We start from the raw sequence: 18,889 nt of genomic DNA on the forward strand, positions 1-18,889 counted from the left end.
GGGCCTCGCGACGCAGACATCAACGTCCGCTCTTCTTGGCCACTGGCAGTCGTCGATGGGACGAATCTGGCGAGGCACTTCACGACGCCGCCGCGCAACCTTCCGGCTTGAACACCCGCGTCGTCGAACCCGGAAACTTCTCAAGCTTGGCAGCCGGCCGCGATGGGCGTAGGACCAACTCTCCACCACAGTTCGGGCATGTGCCTGCAAGGCGTCCGCTTGCGCACTCGCTGCAGAACGTGCACTCGAAAGAACAGATGCGGGCGTCGGCTGCATCCGGCGGCAAGTCTCGGTTGCAGCATTCACACCCGGGGCGCATTTGGAGCATGGCGAAACCTCAGAGAGAGTCTTGTCGGTTGAGCTTAAACGAGGGCAAGGTGGTCGATGGTGGAAGTCAGTCCGTCGATCCAACAAGGCCGAGTGCAAGGCTCATCGGCTGCACCATCAGATTCGAGTGTTCCCGTAGCGGCTCCAACGCACCGTCGGGGCGGAAGCCGCACGCCGTGTACAGGCGCATCGCGGGTGTGTCCGCGACAGTGACACCCAGGCCCACGCGCTTCATCCCTGCGCGCGCAGCCCAGGAAACCGCCGCTTCGAGTAAAGCGCGACCGACTCCCATTCCTCGTGATGCAGGATCAACCCACATCTGGAAAAGGTCGGCGACAGCCGGCTCATCGTTGGACACCTTGCACCAGATCAGGCCGCAGGCGTCGTTGCGGTTGAACGCGAAAAGCACACGGTCTTTCCCGGACGAAGTCGCCGCGGCAAGGCGGGCGGCCCACATCGCATCGCTTCTCGTGGCCTCCGCCTCGTACGTGCTTCCGAAGGCGTCGGGTGAATCGAGCAACGCCTGCAGGCGCAGGTCTCGATAGGTCTTCCATTCATCGGGTTTCGCTGGTTGCACCGAGATATCTGCGGTCGGGTTCATGGACGATCGTTCATTCCTAAATTCATTGGCGGATGCCGCGACGCATGCGGTCCAAGCGGCTGCTCATGATCCACGCAACCACCGGCCCGATCACCATGCCCGCCAAGCAGCTCCACACAACGACATGGCTCTTGAGTTCGAGCAGCCAGGTGAGCATCGGGTACTGCGCGGCCACGGCGTCCGGGAAGCTCCACCAATAGGAAGAGCCGCGGCTGGCGCCCGTGCGATGCTTGGTGCCGTCGAGCCAGTACGCGGCCAACGGTGCAAGGCCCAGATAGGCAAACATCGCCGCCCAGGGCCCGAGCACGATGGCGCCCAGGAAGGCGTCGATGAAACGGGAGCGCATCGATTTACCGCTCACGCATGCGCCGCCAGATCAGGTCCGCCGCCTCGCTCGCACTCACCAGCGCCGAGTCGATGACCAGGCGGCTCGTGCCCCAGGCCTCGTAGTCATGCCCAAGCACAGCCTCCCAACTCGGCAACGCAAAGCCCGCAATGTCGGCTTCCCGGTTCTCCACCCGCCTGCGATGTTCAACGACGTCGGAGCACACGACTTCAACCTCCACCAGATGTGACGACGTCTCCGTCGCCACGACCCGCCACGCCTCGCGTGTGACCGACAGCGGGTTGACGCAATCAGCGATCACGGACATGCCGAGTGCGAGGTTGGACCGAGCCAGCGCGTACGCGACGACGTAGCCCGCCGGACCCACGTCCTCAGCGCTTCCGCTCGCAGTTTTCAGCGCATGCTCGATGGCATCGATGCGCAGGTAGATGGAAGGAACACGCGCCACGAGCTCACGCGCGATGGTGGTCTTGCCTGTGCCGGGCAGTCCGCTCAGGACAATCAGCGTTCGATGCTTGGGTTCTCCGATCACGCCCGACCATCCTTCTTCTTGCGCGGCACTGTATCCACTGCATCCGGCGCACTCAACGCATAAAACTCATGCAACTTCGCCGCCAACATCTGCTTGTCTGGCAGCTGCGTCTGGTATTGCGCCACCAACGCAGGCGAGAGCGTGCGGCTCAGCGCGTACTCCACCACCTCGCTGTCCTTGCTGGCGCACAGCAGCAGGCCGATGGCCGGGTTCTCGTGCGGCTTCTTCACATCGCGGTCCAGGGCTTCCAGGTAGAAGTTCAACTTGCCCAGATGCTCGGGCTCGAAGGCGGTGACCTTCAACTCGATGGCCACCAGGCAGTTCAGGCCGCGGTGGAAGAACAGCAGGTCCAACGCAAAGTCTTGTGCGCCCACCTGCACCGGATATTCGCTGCCGATGTAGCAGAAGTCCCGCCCCAGCTCAGTCAGGAACCGGCCCAGGTTCATCAAGAGGCTGCGGTGCAGCTCGGCCTCGGAGTGCGGGTCTGGCAGAGCCAGAAAGTCCAGCAGGTAGGCGTCCTTGAAGTGCTGCGCAGCCTGCGGCTGTATTTCTCTCAACGCTGTTGAGACTTTGGGCGGGTGGAGCACGGCGCGCTCGAACAGGTCGCTGTCGATCTGCCGCGCCACTTCGCGCACCTGCCAGCCTTGCTGCGCCGTCATGCGCAGGTAGAACTCGCGTTCCTCCTCGCGCTTGGTGCGGCTGAGAATGTGCAAGTGCGAAGACCACGGGATTTCTCTCAACAGTGTTGAGAGTTTTGACCCCGGCGGATACGCCTGAAAAAACTGCCGCATGCGCCACAGGTTCTGGGCTGAAAAGCCGCGCCGGCCTGGCTCACGCTGGGCGATGTAGGCCGCCAGTTGCTCCACGGTTCCCTTGGCCCAGCCATCGGCTTCGATGCGTTGATGCAGATACTGGCCAATGCGCCAATAGAGCTCGATCACTTCGGCGTTGACCACCTTGGCCACGCGCTGCCGCGCCCCCTGGATCAACTGGACCACCTCGCCGAAGGCGGCCTCTGAACTCGCGGTCACCGCGCGGCGTGTTGGCTTGATCGTCTTGCTCATGCCTTCGAGCCCACCAGCAGTCCATCGAGCGGGCCGTCGGCTGCCAGGATGAAAGAGGCAATCTTGTGGTGGGTGGCTTGATCCATCTCCAGATTCTCTCGCAGCCCGGGGAGCGCTTCTCGGGGCAAGAGGTGGCGGACGGCCAAGCGAAATGGCGCATGGCTGCACGTGCGCCGTCCCCTTTTTGCCATCGCCCGCATCACCCCCGCGCAGCTCGCCCCACCTCACACGCCTGAAACAACCCCATCGCATCCCGCGCCAACTCAGCCGCAATCCACAGCACGTTGTCCAGATGTTCCGGCCCCGCGTCTTCGAACCATCGATTGCCGTCACCGTGGCAGCACCACAGCAGCGAGTTCAGTTGCGCGAGTTTGTTCTCGAGGAGGTCCGACGGGGTGGGCCCGCAGGTGGTGTCGGGGGATGCCGGCGTGCGAGGCCGGGCTATAGTTGAAGTAGCCATTTGGTGTGCTTGCTTTCCAAAGTTTGTGCACGTCGTGTGGTTAGACGGCTGGGGTGCTGACACACCCTGGCCGTCGCCTTTTGTGCCTCGCGTTCGCACCGATGCGCGTTGTTGCCGCATCGATGGCCCGCCGCGAGGCGAAGCGGTCCTGCCTTCCTTGCCCCCACATAGAAGGGTGTCGGATGACAGGGGCATCCACTGTAGAGAAGCGCGGCACCCGCTGGTGGGCCGAATGCGCCAGTAAGTCTCGAATCGCGCGGATAAGTGACGTGGCGGGCAGAAAGAGAAGAGCAGGGCGCCGTCAGATCAGCGGCACGGTCGCTTCCTTCAGCACGCGCAGCACGAAGTGCGATTTGCTGTGGCGAATGCCGGGGATCTTGTAGAGCTTTTCGCGCAGCAGCCGCTCGTAGTCGCGCGTGTCGCGAACGGCGATGCGGATGTAGTAGTCGTAGTCGCCCGACACTAGGTAGGCCTCCTGGATCTCGGGAATGGTCGCGAGGGTGCGGCCGAAGTCGTACAGGGTTTCGTCGGTGTGGCTTTCGAGGGTGACCTGCACGATGACCGAATCGTGATAGCCCAGCTTGGCCGGGTCGATGTCGACGGTGTAGCGCTTGATGACGCCGGAGGCCTCGAGTTTCTTGATGCGCGTCCAGCAACTGGTGGGCGACAGGCCGACCTCGTTGCCGATCTCCTGCAGGGTCTTGCGCGAGTCGAGCAGCAGCACCCGCAGGATCGCCAGATCGGTCTTATCGAAATATCCTTCGTTGTCTGACGAGGTTTGACGATTGGTTTTCATGTTTCGAGCTTAAACAGCCAAAAGAAAGAAGCAAATTCTGCCTCAAGAGCGGAAGAATTGACGGCATGCGACTGCTCGACCTTCCCCCCACATCCTCGCCCTCCCTCTCGCCGGCCCTGCCCGAGACCGAGACCCCACTCCGCGTGCGCAACGGCGCCGAAGCGCTGCTCGACACGCTGGTCGCGTGCGGCGTCGACACGATCTTCGGCTACCCCGGCGGCGCGGCGCTGCCGCTGTACGACGCGCTGCACGGCGAACCCCGGCTGCGCCATGTGCTGGTGCGCCACGAACAGGCGGCGGTGCATGCGGCCGAGGGCTACGCGCGCAGCACGGGCCGCGTGGGCGTGGTGCTGGTCACGTCGGGGCCGGGCGTGGGCAACACGATCACGGGGCTGCTCGACGCGATGAGCGATTCGGTGCCGGTGCTGTGCATCAGCGGGCAGGTGTCGACGGCGGTGATCGGCACGCAGGCGTTTCAGGAAAGCGATGCGCTGGGCATGTCGCGCCCGGTGACCAAGTGGAACCGGCAGGTGCGCGCGGCCGACGACGTGCCCGCGCTGGTGCGCCGCGCGCTCGACATCGCCACCACCGGCCGCCCCGGCCCGGTGCTGCTCGACGTGCCGAAGGACATCCAGCTCATGCGCCTCACGCACGGCACCGCGCCGGCACCGCTGCGCGCCCTGCGCACGGGCCGCGCGCCGCTGCCGCCGCGGGCGATGCTGCAGCGCGCCGCCGACCTGATCTCGACCGCGCGCCGGCCGGTGCTCTACGGCGGCGGCGGGCTCATCAACTCGGGGCCGGCGGCCTGCGAGGCGTTCACGCAGCTGGTGCACCGGCTGCACGCGCCATGCACGCTCACGCTGATGGGGCTGGGCGCATTCCCCGCGTCCGACCCGAAGTTCGTCGGCATGCTGGGCATGCACGGCATGCTCGAAGCCAACCTCGCGATGCACGAGGCCGACCTGGTGGTGTGCGTGGGCGCGCGTTTCGACGACCGCGTGACGGGCAAGCTCGACGAGTTCTGTCCGCACGCCCGCAAGATCCACATCGACATCGACCCCGGCAGCATCAACAAGGTGGTGCACGTCGACGTGCCGATGGTGGGCGACTGCGGCGCCGTCGTCGAAGCGCTGCTGGGGCTGCTGCCCGAAGACTTTGCGCCCGAGCGGCTGGCGCCGTGGTGGGCGCGCATCGGGCGCTGGCGCGCCGAAGACTGCCTGGCCTTCACGCCGTCGACCGAAGAAATCCTGCCGCAGCAGCTCATGTCGTCGCTGCAGCGGGCCATCGCGGGGCGTGATGCGATCGTCTCGACCGACGTGGGCCAGCACCAGATGTGGGCCGCGCAGTACCTGCGCTTCGACAGCCCGCGCCACTGGCTCACCTCGGGCGGTGCCGGCACGATGGGCTACGGGCTGCCCGCGGCCATCGGCGCGCAGATCGGCCACCCCGACGCGCTCACGGTGTGCGTGAGCGGCGACGCGTCGGTGCTGATGAACATCCAGGAGCTGTCGACGGCGATGCAGCACGGCACGGCCGTGAAGCTGGTGCTGAGCAACAACGGCTACATGGGCATGGTGCGCCAGTGGCAGGAGCTGAACCACGGCAACCGACTGAGCCACAGCTGGAACGAGGCGCTGCCTGATTTCGTGGCGCTGGCGAAGGCTTTTGGTTGGGGGGCGCGGCGGGTGTCAGACCCGGCCGAGCTGGAAGAGGCACTGGCCGAATGCTTGGAGAGCAAGGGGCCGTTTTTTCTCGACGTGCAGGTGGCGGCGCAGGAGAACTGCTTTCCGATGATGCCGTCGGGGTGTGGGCATCACCGGGTGATGCTGGCGAAGGACAGGTGGTACGAGGGGGAGTGAGGTCGCGTTGGCCCGAGGCCTGCGGTCTTGTCCCCTCTCCCTGTGGGAGAGGGCCAGGGTGAGGGCAGGGGCCTGACAACATGGCGCGGCCGCCATCGCCGCTCACCGCCGCTCGAGTTTTTTTGCCCGAGCTTTGATCGGTGCGCACGCGCTTCTTGCACGCGGCGACGCGCTCGGCGCACGTCGCCGCAGCGCGCCGCAGCACGCTTCAGGGCGCCCGAACCGGCGTGACCTTGCGGATCAAATGGCCGAAGGTGTCGGCGACATACAGCGTGCCCGCTGCATTGATCGTGAGCCCTTGCGGCTGATTGAACCTAGCAGCATCGCCGATGCCGTCTTGGCTACCCGTACGACCCTCTTTGCCGGCGAGCGTGGAGACCACCCCTGCCGGTGTGATCCTGCGCAACAGGCTGTTCCCGAAATCGGCCACGTAGACATTGCCGTCCGCATCGACAGCCACGCCGCGGGGATCGGAGAAGGTCGCGGAGTCCCTGGGGCCATCGGCGGCGCCGGGTGTCCCCGTCCCTGCAAGGGTCGTGACCACCCCGGCGGGGGTGATCATGCGAATTCGATGGTTCTCGGAGTCGGCGACGTAGAGGTTGCCTGACGCATCGATGGCAATGTTGTAGCCGCGCCCGAATTTCGCGGCGGTTCCCGTACCGTTGGCAAAGCCCCGCGGGCTGCTGCCGGCCAGCGTGATGACATCGCCGGCTGGGTTGATCTTGCGAACGACGCCGCCGTCATACTCCAGAACGTACAGATTGCCGGCAGCATCCACGGCCACCGACGTGGGCGCGTTGAAGGTGGCGCCGGCTCCGTTGCCATCGGTCGTGGTCTTCGTGCCATTGCCCGCCACCAGGCTCACATTGCCCGTCGGCGTGACCCTGAAGATTCGATGGCCTTTGGCGTCCGCGACGAAGGCGGTGTCGGTCGCATCCACGGTGAGGCTGGCGAGGTCTACGAACGGTGGGTTGGGGCCGTCGCCGGCAATCGTAATGACGTCGGCCTCGGGCGAAATCTTGCGCACGAAATTGTTTCCCCAGTCACCGATGAGCAGACCACCATCCTTGGTGAGGGCGATGCCGTAAGGCAGCAAGAACGATGCGGCCGTACCCTTGCCGTCGGCTGCGCCCGGGGTGCCACCGGCGAGCGTCTCGACCTTGGCGGCGGCGGCCGAGCAGGCCACCGTCACGTCGCTCACGTCGGCCGAGGCTTTGCCGGTGTCCTTGGTGACGGTGCAGAACTGCCACAGGGGTTGCGTACGGATGCCGACCTTGTAGTCCGAGCCCTCGACCAGAGTCGTTGCAAAGGTGAACTTGCCATCGGCCGACAGCTGGAGGTCGTCGCCGGCATTGTTTTGCAGCACCAGGCGGCCTTCAAGGCCGGTGACCGTGCCGCCGATGGAATGGTTCACGACGGGCGGCACTGTCGCCGGAGGGGGCGGTGCGACCATCGGCAGAAAAGTACCACCACCTCCACCCCCGCCGCACGATGCCACCAACATGACCGCACCGGCCACGGCGCCGATTCGCGCGACCGAACTTGCTTGACTGAAACGCATCTTGACTCCTCTTTATGGTTGTATGACTCAACAAAAAGAAGCCCCCTGCCGACGGGTCTGCAGGGGGTTTCTAAATGTCAATCATTGTTAAAAAGAGTGTCTGTCGATATCCCCAGAACTTGGTATTTTTCGCGGTCGGCCCTCTCATCTGGCGCCAGCAATGGCTCCCTGGTCCGCCAGCCAGGGGGGACCTGAAAACATCGCGCGGCCTTCATCGCCGCTCACCTTCACCCCAACGCTCTCCCGCAAGCGGGAGAGGGAGTCATTCATTCGGGAGCCGTACGGGAGCCCCCTTCACGAATGCCCGTCCACCCGCATCTGGAACAGAAAGTACGGCGGAATGCACGCCCCACGTCCTTCGGGCTGCCCCTCCGCCTGCGCGCAGATGTAGTCCTCGCGACAAGGCTTCTGTGCCGAGCAGCTGCGCAGGTTGCCCGGCCGCGTGTGCTTGCTCAGGCAATCGCCAAACGGTTGTTTGGCCGCCAGGCACTGGTTGAAGTCACTGAGGATGGCGATGCCCCCGCAGGTGCCGTTCGGGTCTTTCGGGTCGCAGGCGCCCGAGCACATGCCGCCAGGAAAGCCGACCGAGGTCTTCTCGCACACCGAGTCCGCGCCTTCGCAGGTCGTGGCTGCGGTGCGCGGCAGTTTCTGCGCGCGGTCGCGCCATGGGTCGGCCGAGGCGGTGATGCGCGTGGGCTCGCAGCTCGCGCCCACGGTGGTTTTCTCGGGCGCGGCGTTCGAGTCGTCCGGCGCGGCCAGCGGACGGAACGGGTCGGGCACGTGCGTCGTCAGCGCGGCCTTCACATAGCGCTCGCGTCGCGCCAACTCATCTTGCAGATGCGGCGAGTGTGGCAACGCGAGCGCGTTGCCGGTCGTGAAGGTGCGCGAGGCGCCGCGCCGGTCCAGGCCCAGCAGGTGAAAGCCCGCGACCGCGCGGCTCTGGTGGCAGCCGGCGCAACTCAGGTCGTCGAGGCGGCGCAGCATGGCCTGCGGTGACTGCAGCGTGCGGCTGCCGGGCACGGGCTGCCAGTCGCCGGGCGCGAACAGCTGTTCGAAGGGACGGTTCGCCAGACGCTCGAGGCCGCGCGGTGCGACGGAGACAGACTCGGTCGCCAGAAAACGATCGGGGATGCGCACGGTGGCGGTGTCGAGCGCGCGCAGCGTGTCGGGCTGCTGCAGCCATTGCAGCAGCGCCTTGCGCAGCGGCGCGTCGGCCTTGAGCTTCGCAATGTCGGGCGTGTTCTCCAACGGGCCTGCGTCGAAGCGCTGCGTGCCCGCGTTCCAGCGGAAGGCGCGCAGCAAATATTCGGCATGGCCGCCGAGGTCGGGTCGCACGGCCGAGGGCCAGCGCACGCTCTGCAGGTTGGTCGTCACCTGCGCGATGCGGGCCTGCGCGAGTTGCTGCGGCGCGAGCGGGCCGTCGGCCGACACGAGCCAGCGGCCGAGGGCTTCGTCTTTCATGGCTGCCTGCGGCGGTTGCCAGCGTCGCGCGGCGCTGGCGCAACTGCCGTCGGCATCGGGCGCATCGCCGCGCAACTCGACAGCGACGGTCATCGGCAGGCGCGACTGCATCGCGGACGAGCGATACGCCAGCCGGTACACGAGCCGCGTCTCGCCGCAGGCGCCGGGCTGGAAGGGGCGGCGGTCCATGCGGTTGGCCACGCCGACCAGCTCGAAGAAGGCGTCGGGGCTGGCAAGCCAGCGCGCGTCGAAGATCCGGTGCGGGTAGCGCGCAATGCCGACGCCGGCTTGCGGGTCGCGGCGTTGCAGGGCGGCGAGGCTGCCCTTCAGCGGATCGGCGATCGACTGCCAGGCGGGCGAGCGCACGAGCGCCTGATTGGTGGCGATGCCGCTCGCAGCAGAGGGCACGTTGAACCAGCGGCCGAAGCCGGCGCCGGCTTTCTCGGCGGCTTGCAGCGCGACGGGCGAGGTGACGAGCAGCACCGGGTCGGCTGCATGGGCGAGGGAGGACGCGAGCGCGAGGCCGGCGGTCAGAAGGTGAAGTAGGCGTGGCACGCGGACGATTGTGCCGCCGCGATTCAGCCCGCCACCGTCAACGCCATCTGCTGTCGCATGAGCCCGGCCACGGCCACGCCCTGCGGATCGCCCAGCCGCTCCAGCGCGTCAATCACGCCCTTGCGGTCGTCTTCCGAGCGGTCCTGGTTGAGCTTGAACTTGCCCTCGAGCACGCGCACGGGAATCTCGACCGCCGCGATCATGTCCAGGCGCGGCGCCACGAAGTCGAAGGGCATGGCGTCGAAGTCCCAGTTGCCGCGCAGCGGCGTGTCGTACAGCGCGACGGTGCGGCGCAGCACGGCGTGAATGGCCATGCGTTCTTCGATCACGCGGGGCGTGCCGCGCGCGTGGATCGCGGTGTAGTTCCAGGTCGGGAAGGTGCTCTGCTTCACGTACCAGCTGGGCGTGACGAAGGCATGCGGCCCCTGGAAGATGGCCAGCACTTCGGCGCCTGCGCAAAGCTCGTCGAACTGCGGGTTCTTCTTCGACAGGTGCGTGGTGAGCAGGCCGGGGCCGTCGTCCTGCGCGTCGAGCAGAAAGGGCAGGTGCGTGGCGCTGGCGCCCGATGGGCCCACGGTGATGAGCGTGCCGAAGCTCCATGCGCGGATGCCGGCGTGCAGCGTCGCAAGGTCGTCTTCGATGTACGGTGTGGGCGTGTACATGGCGAGGGCTTCAGCGCGCGGCCAGCGTGTGCATCCAGCGCGCGGCGTCGTCGAAGGCGCGACCCGCCACGTCGGCGATCGACACGGCTTCGAGAAAGCCGTGGATGGTGCCGGGGTAGAGCACATCGGTCACGGCCACGCCGGCTTCGCGCAGCCGCGCGGCCATGAGCACGCTGTCGTCGTGCAGCGGGTCGCACTCGGTGATCGCGAGGCTGGCGGGCGGCAGGCCCTCGAGGCGCGCCGTGAGGCTGGCCAGGCGCGGGTCGCGAGCGTCTTCGGGCCGGCGCAGGTACAGGCCGTAGAACCACACCATCATGTGCAGCGACAGGCCGTACTCGCCCGCGCCGTAGCGCACGACCGATTCGCGGTACAGCTCGGTGCTGTAGGCGCCGTAGTTCAGCAGCATGCCCAGCGGCAGCGCTTCGCCCGCGTCGCGCAGCACGAGGCAGGCGCCCACCGACAGGTTGGCGCCCGCCGAGTCGCCGCCGATGAAGAGCTGCGCGGGGTCGATGTCGAGCGAGCCCGCATTCGCCGCGAGCCAGCGCATCACGTCGACGCACTCGTCGTGCGGCTGCGGAAACTGCGCTTCGGGCGCCCGCGTGTAGTCGATGCCGATGACGGCGATGCCCGCGCGGCCCGCGTACTCGCGCATCACGCGGTCGTGGGTGTCGAGGCTGAACAGCACGAAGCCGCCGCCGTGGATGTAGACCAGCGCGCCCTGCAGCGTTCGCGTCTTGGGGTAGTGCACGCGGATGCGCACGTTGCCGTGGCGCGTGGGCACTTGCTGTTCGACCGTGCGCGCCATCGTCGGGCCGCCTTCGGTCCATGGCGCGCGCACCTTCTCGGCGTTGGCGCGGCCTTCGGCGATGGGAATGGTGTGGCGCTTCGGGTAGCGGCTGCCCTCGGCCGCCATGAGGCGCATGAACTCGACGATCTGCGGATCGAGCGGGGGCGGGGCGGTGGGGTTCAGCCAGGTAGCGGGCAAGGAGGAGGCGGTCACGCAAACACTTTCTCGGAAGAGCGATGGACGGGTTCAGCCAGCGATGCGAGCGGCCGTGGCGTGGCTGCGAGCAGTGCCTGCGTGTACGCATGGCTCGGCTGGTCGAACACGGCGTCGCGCGGGCCTTGCTCGACGATGCGACCGCGCTCCATCACGACGACGCGGTCGGCGATCTGCTCGACGGCCGCGAGGTCGTGGCTGATGAACAGGCACGCAAAACCATGGTGCGCCTGCAGGCTTTGAAAGAGCCGAAGCACCTGCGCCTGGATGGTCATGTCGAGCGCCGACACGGGCTCGTCGGCCACCACGAAGGCGGGCCGGCGCACCAGTGCGCGCGCAATCGCCACACGCTGGCGCTGGCCGCCCGAGAGCTCGTGCGGGTAGCGCGCACCCAGGCCGTCCAGGCCGACTTCGTCGAGCGTTTCGTGCACGCGCTTCAGGCGCGCAGCGGCATCGAGCGCGGGCAGGTGGCGCAGCGGCTCGGCCACGATGTCCTGCACGCGCATGCGCGGGTCGAGCGACGAGAACGGGTCTTGAAACACGAGCTGGCAGGCGAGCCGGAAGCGGTGCAGCGCGGCGCGGTCGGCGCTGCGCACGTCGTCGCCGCGAAACAGAATCTGCCCCGCGTGCGACGGCGCCAGCCGCAGGATGGCGCGGCCCAGCGTGGTCTTGCCCGAGCCGCTGCCGCCCACCAGCGCGACCATCTCGCCGGGGTGGATGTCCAGGTCGAGCTGGTCGATGATCTGCACCGGCGCATGGCGCTTGAAGAAGCCGGCGCGCGGGCCGGGGTAGCTCACGCACAGGCCGCGCACCTGCACCAGCGGCTGCTGCGCCGCCGCGGGGGCCGGCTTCGCGGCCTGGCGGCGCGGCAGGGCGTCGACCAGCTTGCGGGTGTAGGGCTGCTTCGGGTCGACGAGGATGGCGGGCACGTCGCCCGTCTCCACCATTCGGCCTTTTTCGAGCACGATGGCGCGCTGCGCATAGCGCCCGACCAGCCCGAGGTTGTGCGTGATGAGCAGCACGGCCGTGCCCTGGTCTTTCGCGAGACCGACCATGAGGTCGAGCACTTCGCGCTGGCTCAGCGTGTCGAGCGCGGTGGTCGGCTCGTCGGCGATGAGCAGGCGCGGCTTGAGCAGCATCACGCTGGCCAGCATGATGCGCTGGCGCATGCCGCCCGAAAACTCGTGCGGGTAGGCGTGCATGCAGCGCTCGGGGTCGGCGATCTGCACGCGGCGCAGCATGTCGAGGCAGCGCGCGCGAATCTCGGCGGCCGACAGCTTGGTGTGCATGCGCAGGCCCTCGGCCATCTGCTCGCCGATGCGGTGCACCGGGTTGAGCGAGACCATCGGCTCCTGGAACACCATGCCGATGCCCGGCCCGCGGATGGGGCGCATGGCCTTCACATCACGCGTGCTCAGGTCTTCGCCGTCGAACACGATCTGCCCGCCGTTTTGCGCGATGCCGGGCGGCAGCAGCTGCAGGATGGCGCGCGCGGCCATGGTCTTGCCGCTGCCCGATTCGCCCACCACGGCCAGGAACTCGCCGGGGCGCACGTCGAACGAGAGGTCGTGCACCAGCGTCTGGGCGCCGCCGTGCAGGTCGATCTTCAGGTGCCGCACCGAGAGCACGGGTGCTGCGGAAGTAGAGGGATGGGTCATGACTTCTCCGTGCGCGGATCGAGCCGGTCGCGCAGCGATTCGCCCAAGAGGTTGATGCCCAGCAGCGTGAGCGCGATGCACAGGCCCGGCACCAGGCACAGCCACACGGCCGAGGCCATGTAGGGGCGCGCGCTGGAGAGCATGTTGCCCCAGGTGGGGGCGGGCGGCGGCACGCCCAGGCCGAGGAAGCTCAGGGCGCTTTCCGACAGCAGCACCCAGCCGAACATGCTGGTGGCCAGCACGGCGACGGGCGCCACGCAGTTGGGCAGGATGTGGCGCCACATGGTGTAGATCTCGCCGTTGCCGATCATGCGCGAGGCCTCGACGTACTCGCGCTCGCGCAGCGACAGCACGGTGCCGCGCACCACGCGCACCACCGAGGGCGCGTAGGCCATGCTCAGCGCGAGCACGATGCCCCACTGGTTGGCGCCCACGATCACCATCACGCCCAGCGCCAGCAGCAGGCCCGGAAAGGCCAGCAGCGTGTCGTTGAAGGCCATGAGCACGCGGTCGGTCCAGCCGCGCACGAAGCCGGCGACCACGCCGACCACGAGGCCGATGGCGGTGGCGAGCGCCACGGTGAGCAGCGCGATGAGGCAGCTGGTGGAGGCCGCGCGCATGGCGCGGCTGGCCACGTCGCGCCCGAACTCGTCGGTGCCCAGCCAGTGCGCCATCGACGGTGGCTGCAGCTTGCCGCGCAGGTCGATGCCCAGCGGGTTGTAGGGTGTCCACAGCGCGGCCACCACGGCCAGCACCAGCAGCACGCCGATGAGCACGCCGCCCACGAGGGTATGGGTCTTGATCTTTTTCACTGCACCGACACCCGGGGATCGAAGAGGGGATAGCACATGTCCACGATCAGGTTGATGACCACGTAGATGCAGGCCGTGAACAGCAGGCAGCCCTGCAGCACCGGGTAGTCGCGCGCGAAGATCGAATCGATCATCAGGCGGCCCAGGCCGGGCAGGGTGAACACCGTTTCGAGCACCGCGATGCCGCTCAGCAGATGGCCCAGGATGAGTCCGATCATGGTGAGCGTGGGGTTGAAGGCGTTGGGCAGCACATGGCGGCGCAGCACCTGCGACTCGGGCACGCCCTTGGCGCGGGCATGCGTCACGTATTCGAGCCGCAGCACCTCGATGGTGCTGGCGCGCGACATGCGCGTGAGCACGCCGGTCTCGACCAGCACCAGCGTGACGATCGGCAGGATCACGTAGAGCAGGCCCTGCGAGAAGTCTTCCGACATGGGCACGTAGCCCACCACCGGCAGCCAGTGCAGGTACTGGCCGAAGAACATCAACAGCAGCAGGCCGAGCCAGAAGCTCGGCACCGACAGCATCAGCGTGGCCGCGCCGATGATGGCGAGGTCGGTCGGCCGGTCCTTGCGCCAGGCGGCGATGAGGCCGGCGGGCACGGCGATCAGCGAGGCCAGCGCCACGGCCGTGAGCACGATCACGGCGCTCACGTGAAAGCGCTCCCAGATCAGCGGCAGCACGGCCAGGCCGTTGGTGGTCGACACGCCCAGGTCGCCGGTGAGCGCGTGGCGCAGCCACACGAAGTACTGGGTGACCAGGGGCTGGTCCAGCCCCATCTGCTGGCGTGCGAGTTCGAGCTGCGCGGGGTCGGCGCCTTCGCCGAGCATGAGCTGCACCGGGTCGCCCGGAATCAGCCGCATGAGCGTGAAGACGGCAATCGACACCAGCAGCAGCGTCGGGACCGTCATGGCGATCCGGCGCAAGAGGTAGGCAAGCATGGCGGCAGCGCCCCGTCAGCCGCGCGCGTCGAGCCGGACGTTCCAGAACCGGGGCTTGGCCGGCGCCCAGCCCTTGAAGCCGGTCACGCTCTTGCGCATGGCGGTGGCGTCGCTGGCGTTGAAGAGCACGACCATCGGCACGTCCTGCAGCATCTGCTTGTGCAGCTCGTCGAACAGCACCTGGCGGCGCGCCTTGTCGCGCGAGACCATGCTCTCGGTGAGCCGGGTCTGCGCCGCGGCGTTGTCCCACACCTTGCGCGGCTGCGCGGCCTTGTCGCCGGTGACCATCTCGTAGTTGAGCGAGGGGTCGATGCGCGCCGAGTACACGAAGGCCATGCTCTGGTACTGGCCCTTGGTGTAGCGGTCGAGCTGCGTGGCCCAGTCGAGCACTTCGAGTTCGACGTTGATGCCGGCTTCGGAGGCCATGGCCTGCACCAGCACGGCGGCCGAGTACAGCGCCTCGTAGCGCTTGTTGGCGACGAGCTTGATCGGCTGGCCGCGGTAGCCGGCTTCGGCCAGCAGCTTCTTGGCACCGGCGATGTCGCGCTTGTAGCCGCCGGCCTGCACGGGGCTGTAGAACGGGCTGGACGAGGGCACGACCGAGTTGTTGACGGCCGACAGGCCCTCGGTGACCGACTTGGCGATTTCGGGCGTGTCGAGCGCCAGTGCCAGCGCGCGGCGGATGCGCACGTCTTTCAGCAGCGGGTCGGTGGTCTGCAGCAGCAGCGCCACCATGGTCATCACCGGCGTGGTGTCGACGCGCACGTCGCTGCGCCCGCGCATCTCGACCACGTCGGCCGGGCTGGGGCTGATGAAGGCGTCGATGCCGCCGCTGTAGAGCGCGGCCTTGGCCGCGGCCGAGTCGGGGATGACGACGAAGCGCAGGTTTTCGATCTCGGCCTTCTTGCCGCCCGTGAGGCCGTCGCGCGCTTCGGGGCGCGAGCTGTAGCCGTCGAAGCGCGTGAGCTCGATGTACTGGCCGCGCTTCCACTCTTTGATCTTGTAGGGGCCGGTGCCCACGGGCTCCTTCCACTGGCCGTCGGCGCCGAGCGAGCTGCGGTGCACGATGGCGGCGCCGCCGCAGTCGGGGCGCGCCATCATGGTGAGAAACAGCGCGCTCGGGCGCTCGATCTTGAAGACCACGGTCTTCGGCGTGGGCGCTTCCACTGCGAGCACCTTGGTCATGCCCTTGCCGTCGAACTCGGGCAGGCAGCGCCAGCCGCTGGTGGGCTTGAGGTAGCGCTGCCAGCTCCACACCACGTCGTCGGCGGTGAGCACCGCGCCGTTCTGGAACTTCACGCCGTCGCGCAGGGTGAAGGTGTAGGTCAAGCCGTCGGGCGAGGTGTCGACCTTGCTCGCGAGCATCGGGCCGACCGAGGTGTCTTCGCGCAGCGCGACCAGGCCTTCGACGACGTGGGTGAGCACGTTGTCGGTGTTGTCGTCGCGGTTGCCGCCGGGGTCGGTTGAGCGGATGTCGGAGTTGATCTGAATTCGCATCGTCTGGCCGGCACCGACGGGTGCTTGCGCAAAGGCCGCGCTGGCGGCCAGGCCGAGGCCAAGGGCCAGTGCGGCAGCGGCGCGCGCAGCGGGAGGGAGGGACGGGGGCGTGGGCAGGTTCATGGCAACACTCCTGGCGATGGCTGGGCGGGGCGGGCGGATCAGAGGGAATACTCGGTGAAGCGGTGCGCCTTGAAGGGCGCCGGCGCGATGCGCATCTTTCGTGCCGCCGGGTCCATGACGATGGTCGCCACGGTGGCCGACGACGCACCGCCGGGGCCCGCGCTCGGGCTGCGGCACACGGCGCGCGGCGCGCCGAAGCGATCTTGCAATGCGTCGAGCACGTCCTGCTCGGTGAGCAGGCCCGCTGCGCGCCTGTTGTGCAGCGCCTCGGTCACGCGGCGGTCGCGGTAGAGCGAATCGGGCGTGGTCTCCAGGCTGCGGTCGACCACGCGCGCCAGCGCCGCCGGGGTCTTGAAGTGGTTGGCGTGCACCAGGATGCCGCCTTCGGGCTGCTGCCAGAACACCTGCGCGGGGCAGGTCTCCAGGCTCACGGCCTCGCCCTCGGCGTGCGTGATGATCATGTTGTTGGAGATCGAGCGCGCGCTGCGGCACACCACGCCCAGCGCGTTGGCGTACAGCGTCGACTGCAGGATGCCGCGGCGGATCAGCGCCAGCGGCACGCCTTGCTGCTTGCCGTCGTTGTCGGCCTTGATGAAGTTGCCGGTGACGGCGATGCCCGCGCTGTTGAGTCCCGCGCGCGCCAGCGTGCCGGCCTCGGCGAAGGTGAGCATGGCCGGGCCTTCGTCCGGCTGGATGCGCAGCACCACGCCGAGTTCGAGGCTCTCGACGCGCCAGTCCCAGTTCTGCGCGTGGATGAGCTTGCCGTCGCGCGCGGCCGAGGGCATGACGACCACGCCGGTGCAACCGTCGGGCGGCTCGGTGGCTTCGAGCTGCTGGAAGGCGTAGAGCATTTCGCTGCGCGCGTTGAGCGCCACGATGTCTTCGGCCGGCACGCCCGCGCCTTCGGCCACGCCCTCGATCTCGCGCAGCATGCCGGCGTCGAAGGCCTCGACCATCGGCATGAAGCGGCGTGCCAGCGCGCGCGTGCGCTCCCAGCTCAGGCCCACGCGCTCGAAGGCGGCGCGGTAGGTGCGCAGGCTCAGGTCGATGCGGTCGCCGGCGGCGCGGCCGTACTGGCGCCCGCGCTGCTGTGCGTCGCCTTCGATGTCGTAGAGGGGGAACGATTCGATGTCCATGGTGTGTCTTGTCTCCGGGGCTTGTCTTGTGTGTGCGATGCGGCCTGAGGTGCTCAGGCTGCCGTGTCGGTGGCTTGTGCGGTCTGCGCGATGGCGGCGCGCAGGCTGTCGATGATCTGGTCGATGTGCCGGCGCTCCAGCGTGAACGGCGGCGACAGCGCAATGGTGTCGCCCACCGAGCGCACCAGCACGCCGCTTTCGTCCAGGCAATGTTGCGCCACCGCCTGCGCATGCGTGCCGGGGCCCGAGGCCCAGCCCTGCAGCTCGATGCCGGCCAGCAGGCCGACGTTGCGCACGTCGATCACGCCCGGCAGGCCGCGCAGGCTGTGCAGGCCGTCTTCGAAGTAGGGCGAGAGCTCGGCGGCGCGGGCGATGAGGCCGTCTTCGGAGTAGGCGTCGAGCGTGGCCAGGGCGGCGGCGCAGGCCAGCGGATGGCCCGAGTAGGTGTAGCCGTGCGACAGCTCGACCGCGCTCACGCTGCCGTGCATGAAGGCGTCGTGCACCGCGCCGCGCATGAGCACGGCGCCCATCGGCACGGCGCCGTTGGTCAGGCCCTTGGCGGTGGTGATGAGGTCGGGCGTCACGCCGAACAGGTCGGACGCGAAGTTGCTGCCCACGCGTCCGAAGCCGGTGATGACCTCGTCGAAGATCAGCAGGATGCCGTGCTTGTCGCAGATCTCGCGCAGGCGCTTGAGGTAGCCGCGCGGCGGCGGCAGCACGCCGGTGGAGCCGGCCACGGGCTCGACGATCACGGCGGCGATGGTGGATGCGTCGTGCAGCGAGACCAGTGCTTCGAGCGCGTCGGCCTTGTCGATGCCGTGCGGCGGCTCGCCGCGCGAGAAGGCGTTGCGCGCCAGGTCGAGCGTGTGCGGCAGGTGGTCCACGCCGTTGAGCAGCGGCCCGAAGGTGCTGCGCTGGCGCCCGATGCCGCCCACCGAGATGCCGCCGAAGCCCACGCCGTGGTACGAGCGCTCGCGACCAATGAGGCGGTAGCGGCCTGCGTCGCCGCGCGCCCGGTGGTAGGCCACGGCGATCTTCAGCGCGGTGTCGACCGACTCGGAGCCCGAGTTGGTGAAGAACACGTGGTCCATGCCGGCCGGCGCCATCTGCGTGAGGCGCTGCGCCAGCGTGAAGGCGGCGGGGTGGCCGATCTGGAAGTTGGAGGCGTAGTCGAGCACGTCGATCTGCGCCTTCATCGCCGCGCTGACCCGCGGGTTGCGGTGCCCGGCGTTCACGCACCACAGGCCGGCGATGGCGTCGAGCACGCGGCGGCCGTCGGCCAGGTCGTAGTACAGGCCCTCGCTGCCGACGATGAGGCGCGGCGCTTGCTTGAACTTGCGGTTGGGCGTGAAGGGCATCCAGAACGCGTCGAGCGAACCGGGTGGCGTTGTCAGGGTATCGGCGGAAGCCACGGTGTTTTTCTCCTTGGGAAACGACCCGTCGTCCGGGTCGGCGTGGGGCCGATCTTGGAATCCAAATTGTATTTTTGGCGTGAGAT

Annotated in this window: 17 protein-coding genes; 1 reads left to right on the forward strand and 16 read right to left on the reverse strand. The window is 68.0% G+C overall.

The window, feature by feature from the left end:
• Positions 1-79 precede the first annotated feature (79 nt).
• The 6 genes from CY658_RS10140 to CY658_RS10170 all read right to left on the reverse strand — a co-directional run bounded on the left by CY658_RS10140 (position 80) and on the right by CY658_RS10170 (position 4,126).
• On the reverse strand, positions 80-328 hold the full coding sequence (locus tag CY658_RS10140) for a DUF1272 domain-containing protein (RefSeq protein ID WP_101489977.1): 249 nt from the start codon (positions 326-328) through the stop codon (positions 80-82).
• Positions 329-394: 66 nt separating this feature from the next.
• Positions 395-928 carry a GNAT family N-acetyltransferase gene (locus CY658_RS10145; protein WP_101489978.1) on the reverse strand — a complete coding sequence of 178 codons (534 nt, stop codon included), beginning with the start codon at positions 926-928 and terminating at the stop codon, positions 395-397.
• A 22-nt stretch (positions 929-950) separates the two neighbouring features.
• The gene (locus CY658_RS10150) at positions 951-1,274 is read right to left on the reverse strand and encodes a hypothetical protein (RefSeq protein WP_101489979.1); all 324 of its coding nucleotides are present in this window, start codon (positions 1,272-1,274) and stop codon (positions 951-953) included.
• Positions 1,275-1,278: 4 nt separating this feature from the next.
• Positions 1,279-1,806 carry an AAA family ATPase gene (locus tag CY658_RS10155; RefSeq protein WP_257884809.1) on the reverse strand — a complete coding sequence of 176 codons (528 nt, stop codon included), beginning with the start codon at positions 1,804-1,806 and terminating at the stop codon, positions 1,279-1,281.
• Positions 1,803-2,870 (reverse strand): PDDEXK nuclease domain-containing protein, encoded by a 1,068-nt coding sequence (locus CY658_RS10160; protein WP_101489980.1) that lies wholly within the window; start codon positions 2,868-2,870, stop codon positions 1,803-1,805. Before CY658_RS10160 ends, CY658_RS10155 begins: the two co-directional genes overlap by 4 nt.
• A gap of 761 nt (positions 2,871-3,631) precedes the next feature.
• The gene (locus CY658_RS10170) at positions 3,632-4,126 is read right to left on the reverse strand and encodes an Lrp/AsnC family transcriptional regulator (protein WP_180838908.1); all 495 of its coding nucleotides are present in this window, start codon (positions 4,124-4,126) and stop codon (positions 3,632-3,634) included.
• A gap of 65 nt (positions 4,127-4,191) precedes the next feature.
• Between CY658_RS10170 and ilvB the strand changes: the two genes are divergently transcribed.
• Complete coding sequence (ilvB, locus tag CY658_RS10175; RefSeq protein ID WP_101489982.1) at positions 4,192-5,985, forward strand: biosynthetic-type acetolactate synthase large subunit; 1,794 nt, start codon at positions 4,192-4,194, stop codon at positions 5,983-5,985.
• A 208-nt stretch (positions 5,986-6,193) separates the two neighbouring features.
• On the opposite strand, the gene CY658_RS10180 is transcribed toward ilvB, so the two are convergent.
• The 10 genes from CY658_RS10180 to CY658_RS10225 form a co-directional block, all read right to left on the reverse strand.
• Entirely contained in the window at positions 6,194-7,399 is a 1,206-nt protein-coding gene (locus tag CY658_RS10180) for an NHL domain-containing protein (RefSeq protein WP_180838909.1), read from the reverse strand.
• A gap of 441 nt (positions 7,400-7,840) precedes the next feature.
• Positions 7,841-9,562 (reverse strand): hypothetical protein, encoded by a 1,722-nt coding sequence (locus CY658_RS10185; RefSeq protein ID WP_257884810.1) that lies wholly within the window; start codon positions 9,560-9,562, stop codon positions 7,841-7,843.
• 23 nt (positions 9,563-9,585) lie between these two features.
• Entirely contained in the window at positions 9,586-10,224 is a 639-nt protein-coding gene (locus CY658_RS10190) for an FMN-binding negative transcriptional regulator (protein ID WP_101489985.1), read from the reverse strand.
• Between the two features lie 10 nt (positions 10,225-10,234).
• Complete coding sequence (locus CY658_RS10195) at positions 10,235-11,224, reverse strand: alpha/beta hydrolase fold domain-containing protein (RefSeq protein ID WP_219589580.1); 990 nt, start codon at positions 11,222-11,224, stop codon at positions 10,235-10,237.
• Positions 11,221-12,882, reverse strand: coding sequence for an ABC transporter ATP-binding protein (locus CY658_RS10200; protein ID WP_101489986.1), 1,662 nt, complete (start codon positions 12,880-12,882; stop codon positions 11,221-11,223). The genes CY658_RS10195 and CY658_RS10200 overlap by 4 nt, the downstream gene beginning before the upstream one ends.
• Complete coding sequence (locus CY658_RS10205; RefSeq protein WP_180838931.1) at positions 12,879-13,685, reverse strand: ABC transporter permease; 807 nt, start codon at positions 13,683-13,685, stop codon at positions 12,879-12,881. Before CY658_RS10205 ends, CY658_RS10200 begins: the two co-directional genes overlap by 4 nt.
• A gap of 5 nt (positions 13,686-13,690) precedes the next feature.
• Positions 13,691-14,635, reverse strand: coding sequence for an ABC transporter permease (locus tag CY658_RS10210; RefSeq protein ID WP_099790235.1), 945 nt, complete (start codon positions 14,633-14,635; stop codon positions 13,691-13,693).
• Between the two features lie 15 nt (positions 14,636-14,650).
• Positions 14,651-16,255 carry an ABC transporter substrate-binding protein gene (locus CY658_RS10215; protein WP_101489988.1) on the reverse strand — a complete coding sequence of 535 codons (1,605 nt, stop codon included), beginning with the start codon at positions 16,253-16,255 and terminating at the stop codon, positions 14,651-14,653.
• 38 nt (positions 16,256-16,293) lie between these two features.
• Entirely contained in the window at positions 16,294-17,391 is a 1,098-nt protein-coding gene (locus CY658_RS10220) for a C45 family autoproteolytic acyltransferase/hydolase (RefSeq protein ID WP_101489989.1), read from the reverse strand.
• Positions 17,392-17,444: 53 nt separating this feature from the next.
• On the reverse strand, positions 17,445-18,803 hold the full coding sequence (locus tag CY658_RS10225) for an aspartate aminotransferase family protein (protein ID WP_257884811.1): 1,359 nt from the start codon (positions 18,801-18,803) through the stop codon (positions 17,445-17,447).
• Positions 18,804-18,889 lie beyond the last annotated feature (86 nt).

This window comes from Variovorax sp. RO1 (assembly GCF_002849325.1).
In the GTDB taxonomy this organism is placed as follows: Bacteria; Pseudomonadota; Gammaproteobacteria; order Burkholderiales; family Burkholderiaceae_C; genus Variovorax.

Coding starts and splice junctions, on each gene's coding strand:
- CY658_RS10140 (WP_101489977.1), bottom strand. CDS start 328: ATGCTCCAAATGCGCCCCGGGTGTGAATGCTGCAACCGAGACTTGCCG.
- CY658_RS10145 (WP_101489978.1), bottom strand. CDS start 928: ATGAACCCGACCGCAGATATCTCGGTGCAACCAGCGAAACCCGATGAA.
- CY658_RS10150 (WP_101489979.1), bottom strand. CDS start 1,274: ATGCGCTCCCGTTTCATCGACGCCTTCCTGGGCGCCATCGTGCTCGGG.
- CY658_RS10160 (WP_101489980.1), bottom strand. CDS start 2,870: ATGAGCAAGACGATCAAGCCAACACGCCGCGCGGTGACCGCGAGTTCA.
- CY658_RS10170 (WP_180838908.1), bottom strand. CDS start 4,126: ATGAAAACCAATCGTCAAACCTCGTCAGACAACGAAGGATATTTCGAT.
- ilvB (WP_101489982.1), top strand. CDS start 4,192: ATGCGACTGCTCGACCTTCCCCCCACATCCTCGCCCTCCCTCTCGCCG.
- CY658_RS10190 (WP_101489985.1), bottom strand. CDS start 10,224: ATGTACACGCCCACACCGTACATCGAAGACGACCTTGCGACGCTGCAC.
- CY658_RS10200 (WP_101489986.1), bottom strand. CDS start 12,882: ATGACCCATCCCTCTACTTCCGCAGCACCCGTGCTCTCGGTGCGGCAC.
- CY658_RS10210 (WP_099790235.1), bottom strand. CDS start 14,635: ATGCTTGCCTACCTCTTGCGCCGGATCGCCATGACGGTCCCGACGCTG.
- CY658_RS10215 (WP_101489988.1), bottom strand. CDS start 16,255: ATGAACCTGCCCACGCCCCCGTCCCTCCCTCCCGCTGCGCGCGCCGCT.
- CY658_RS10220 (WP_101489989.1), bottom strand. CDS start 17,391: ATGGACATCGAATCGTTCCCCCTCTACGACATCGAAGGCGACGCACAG.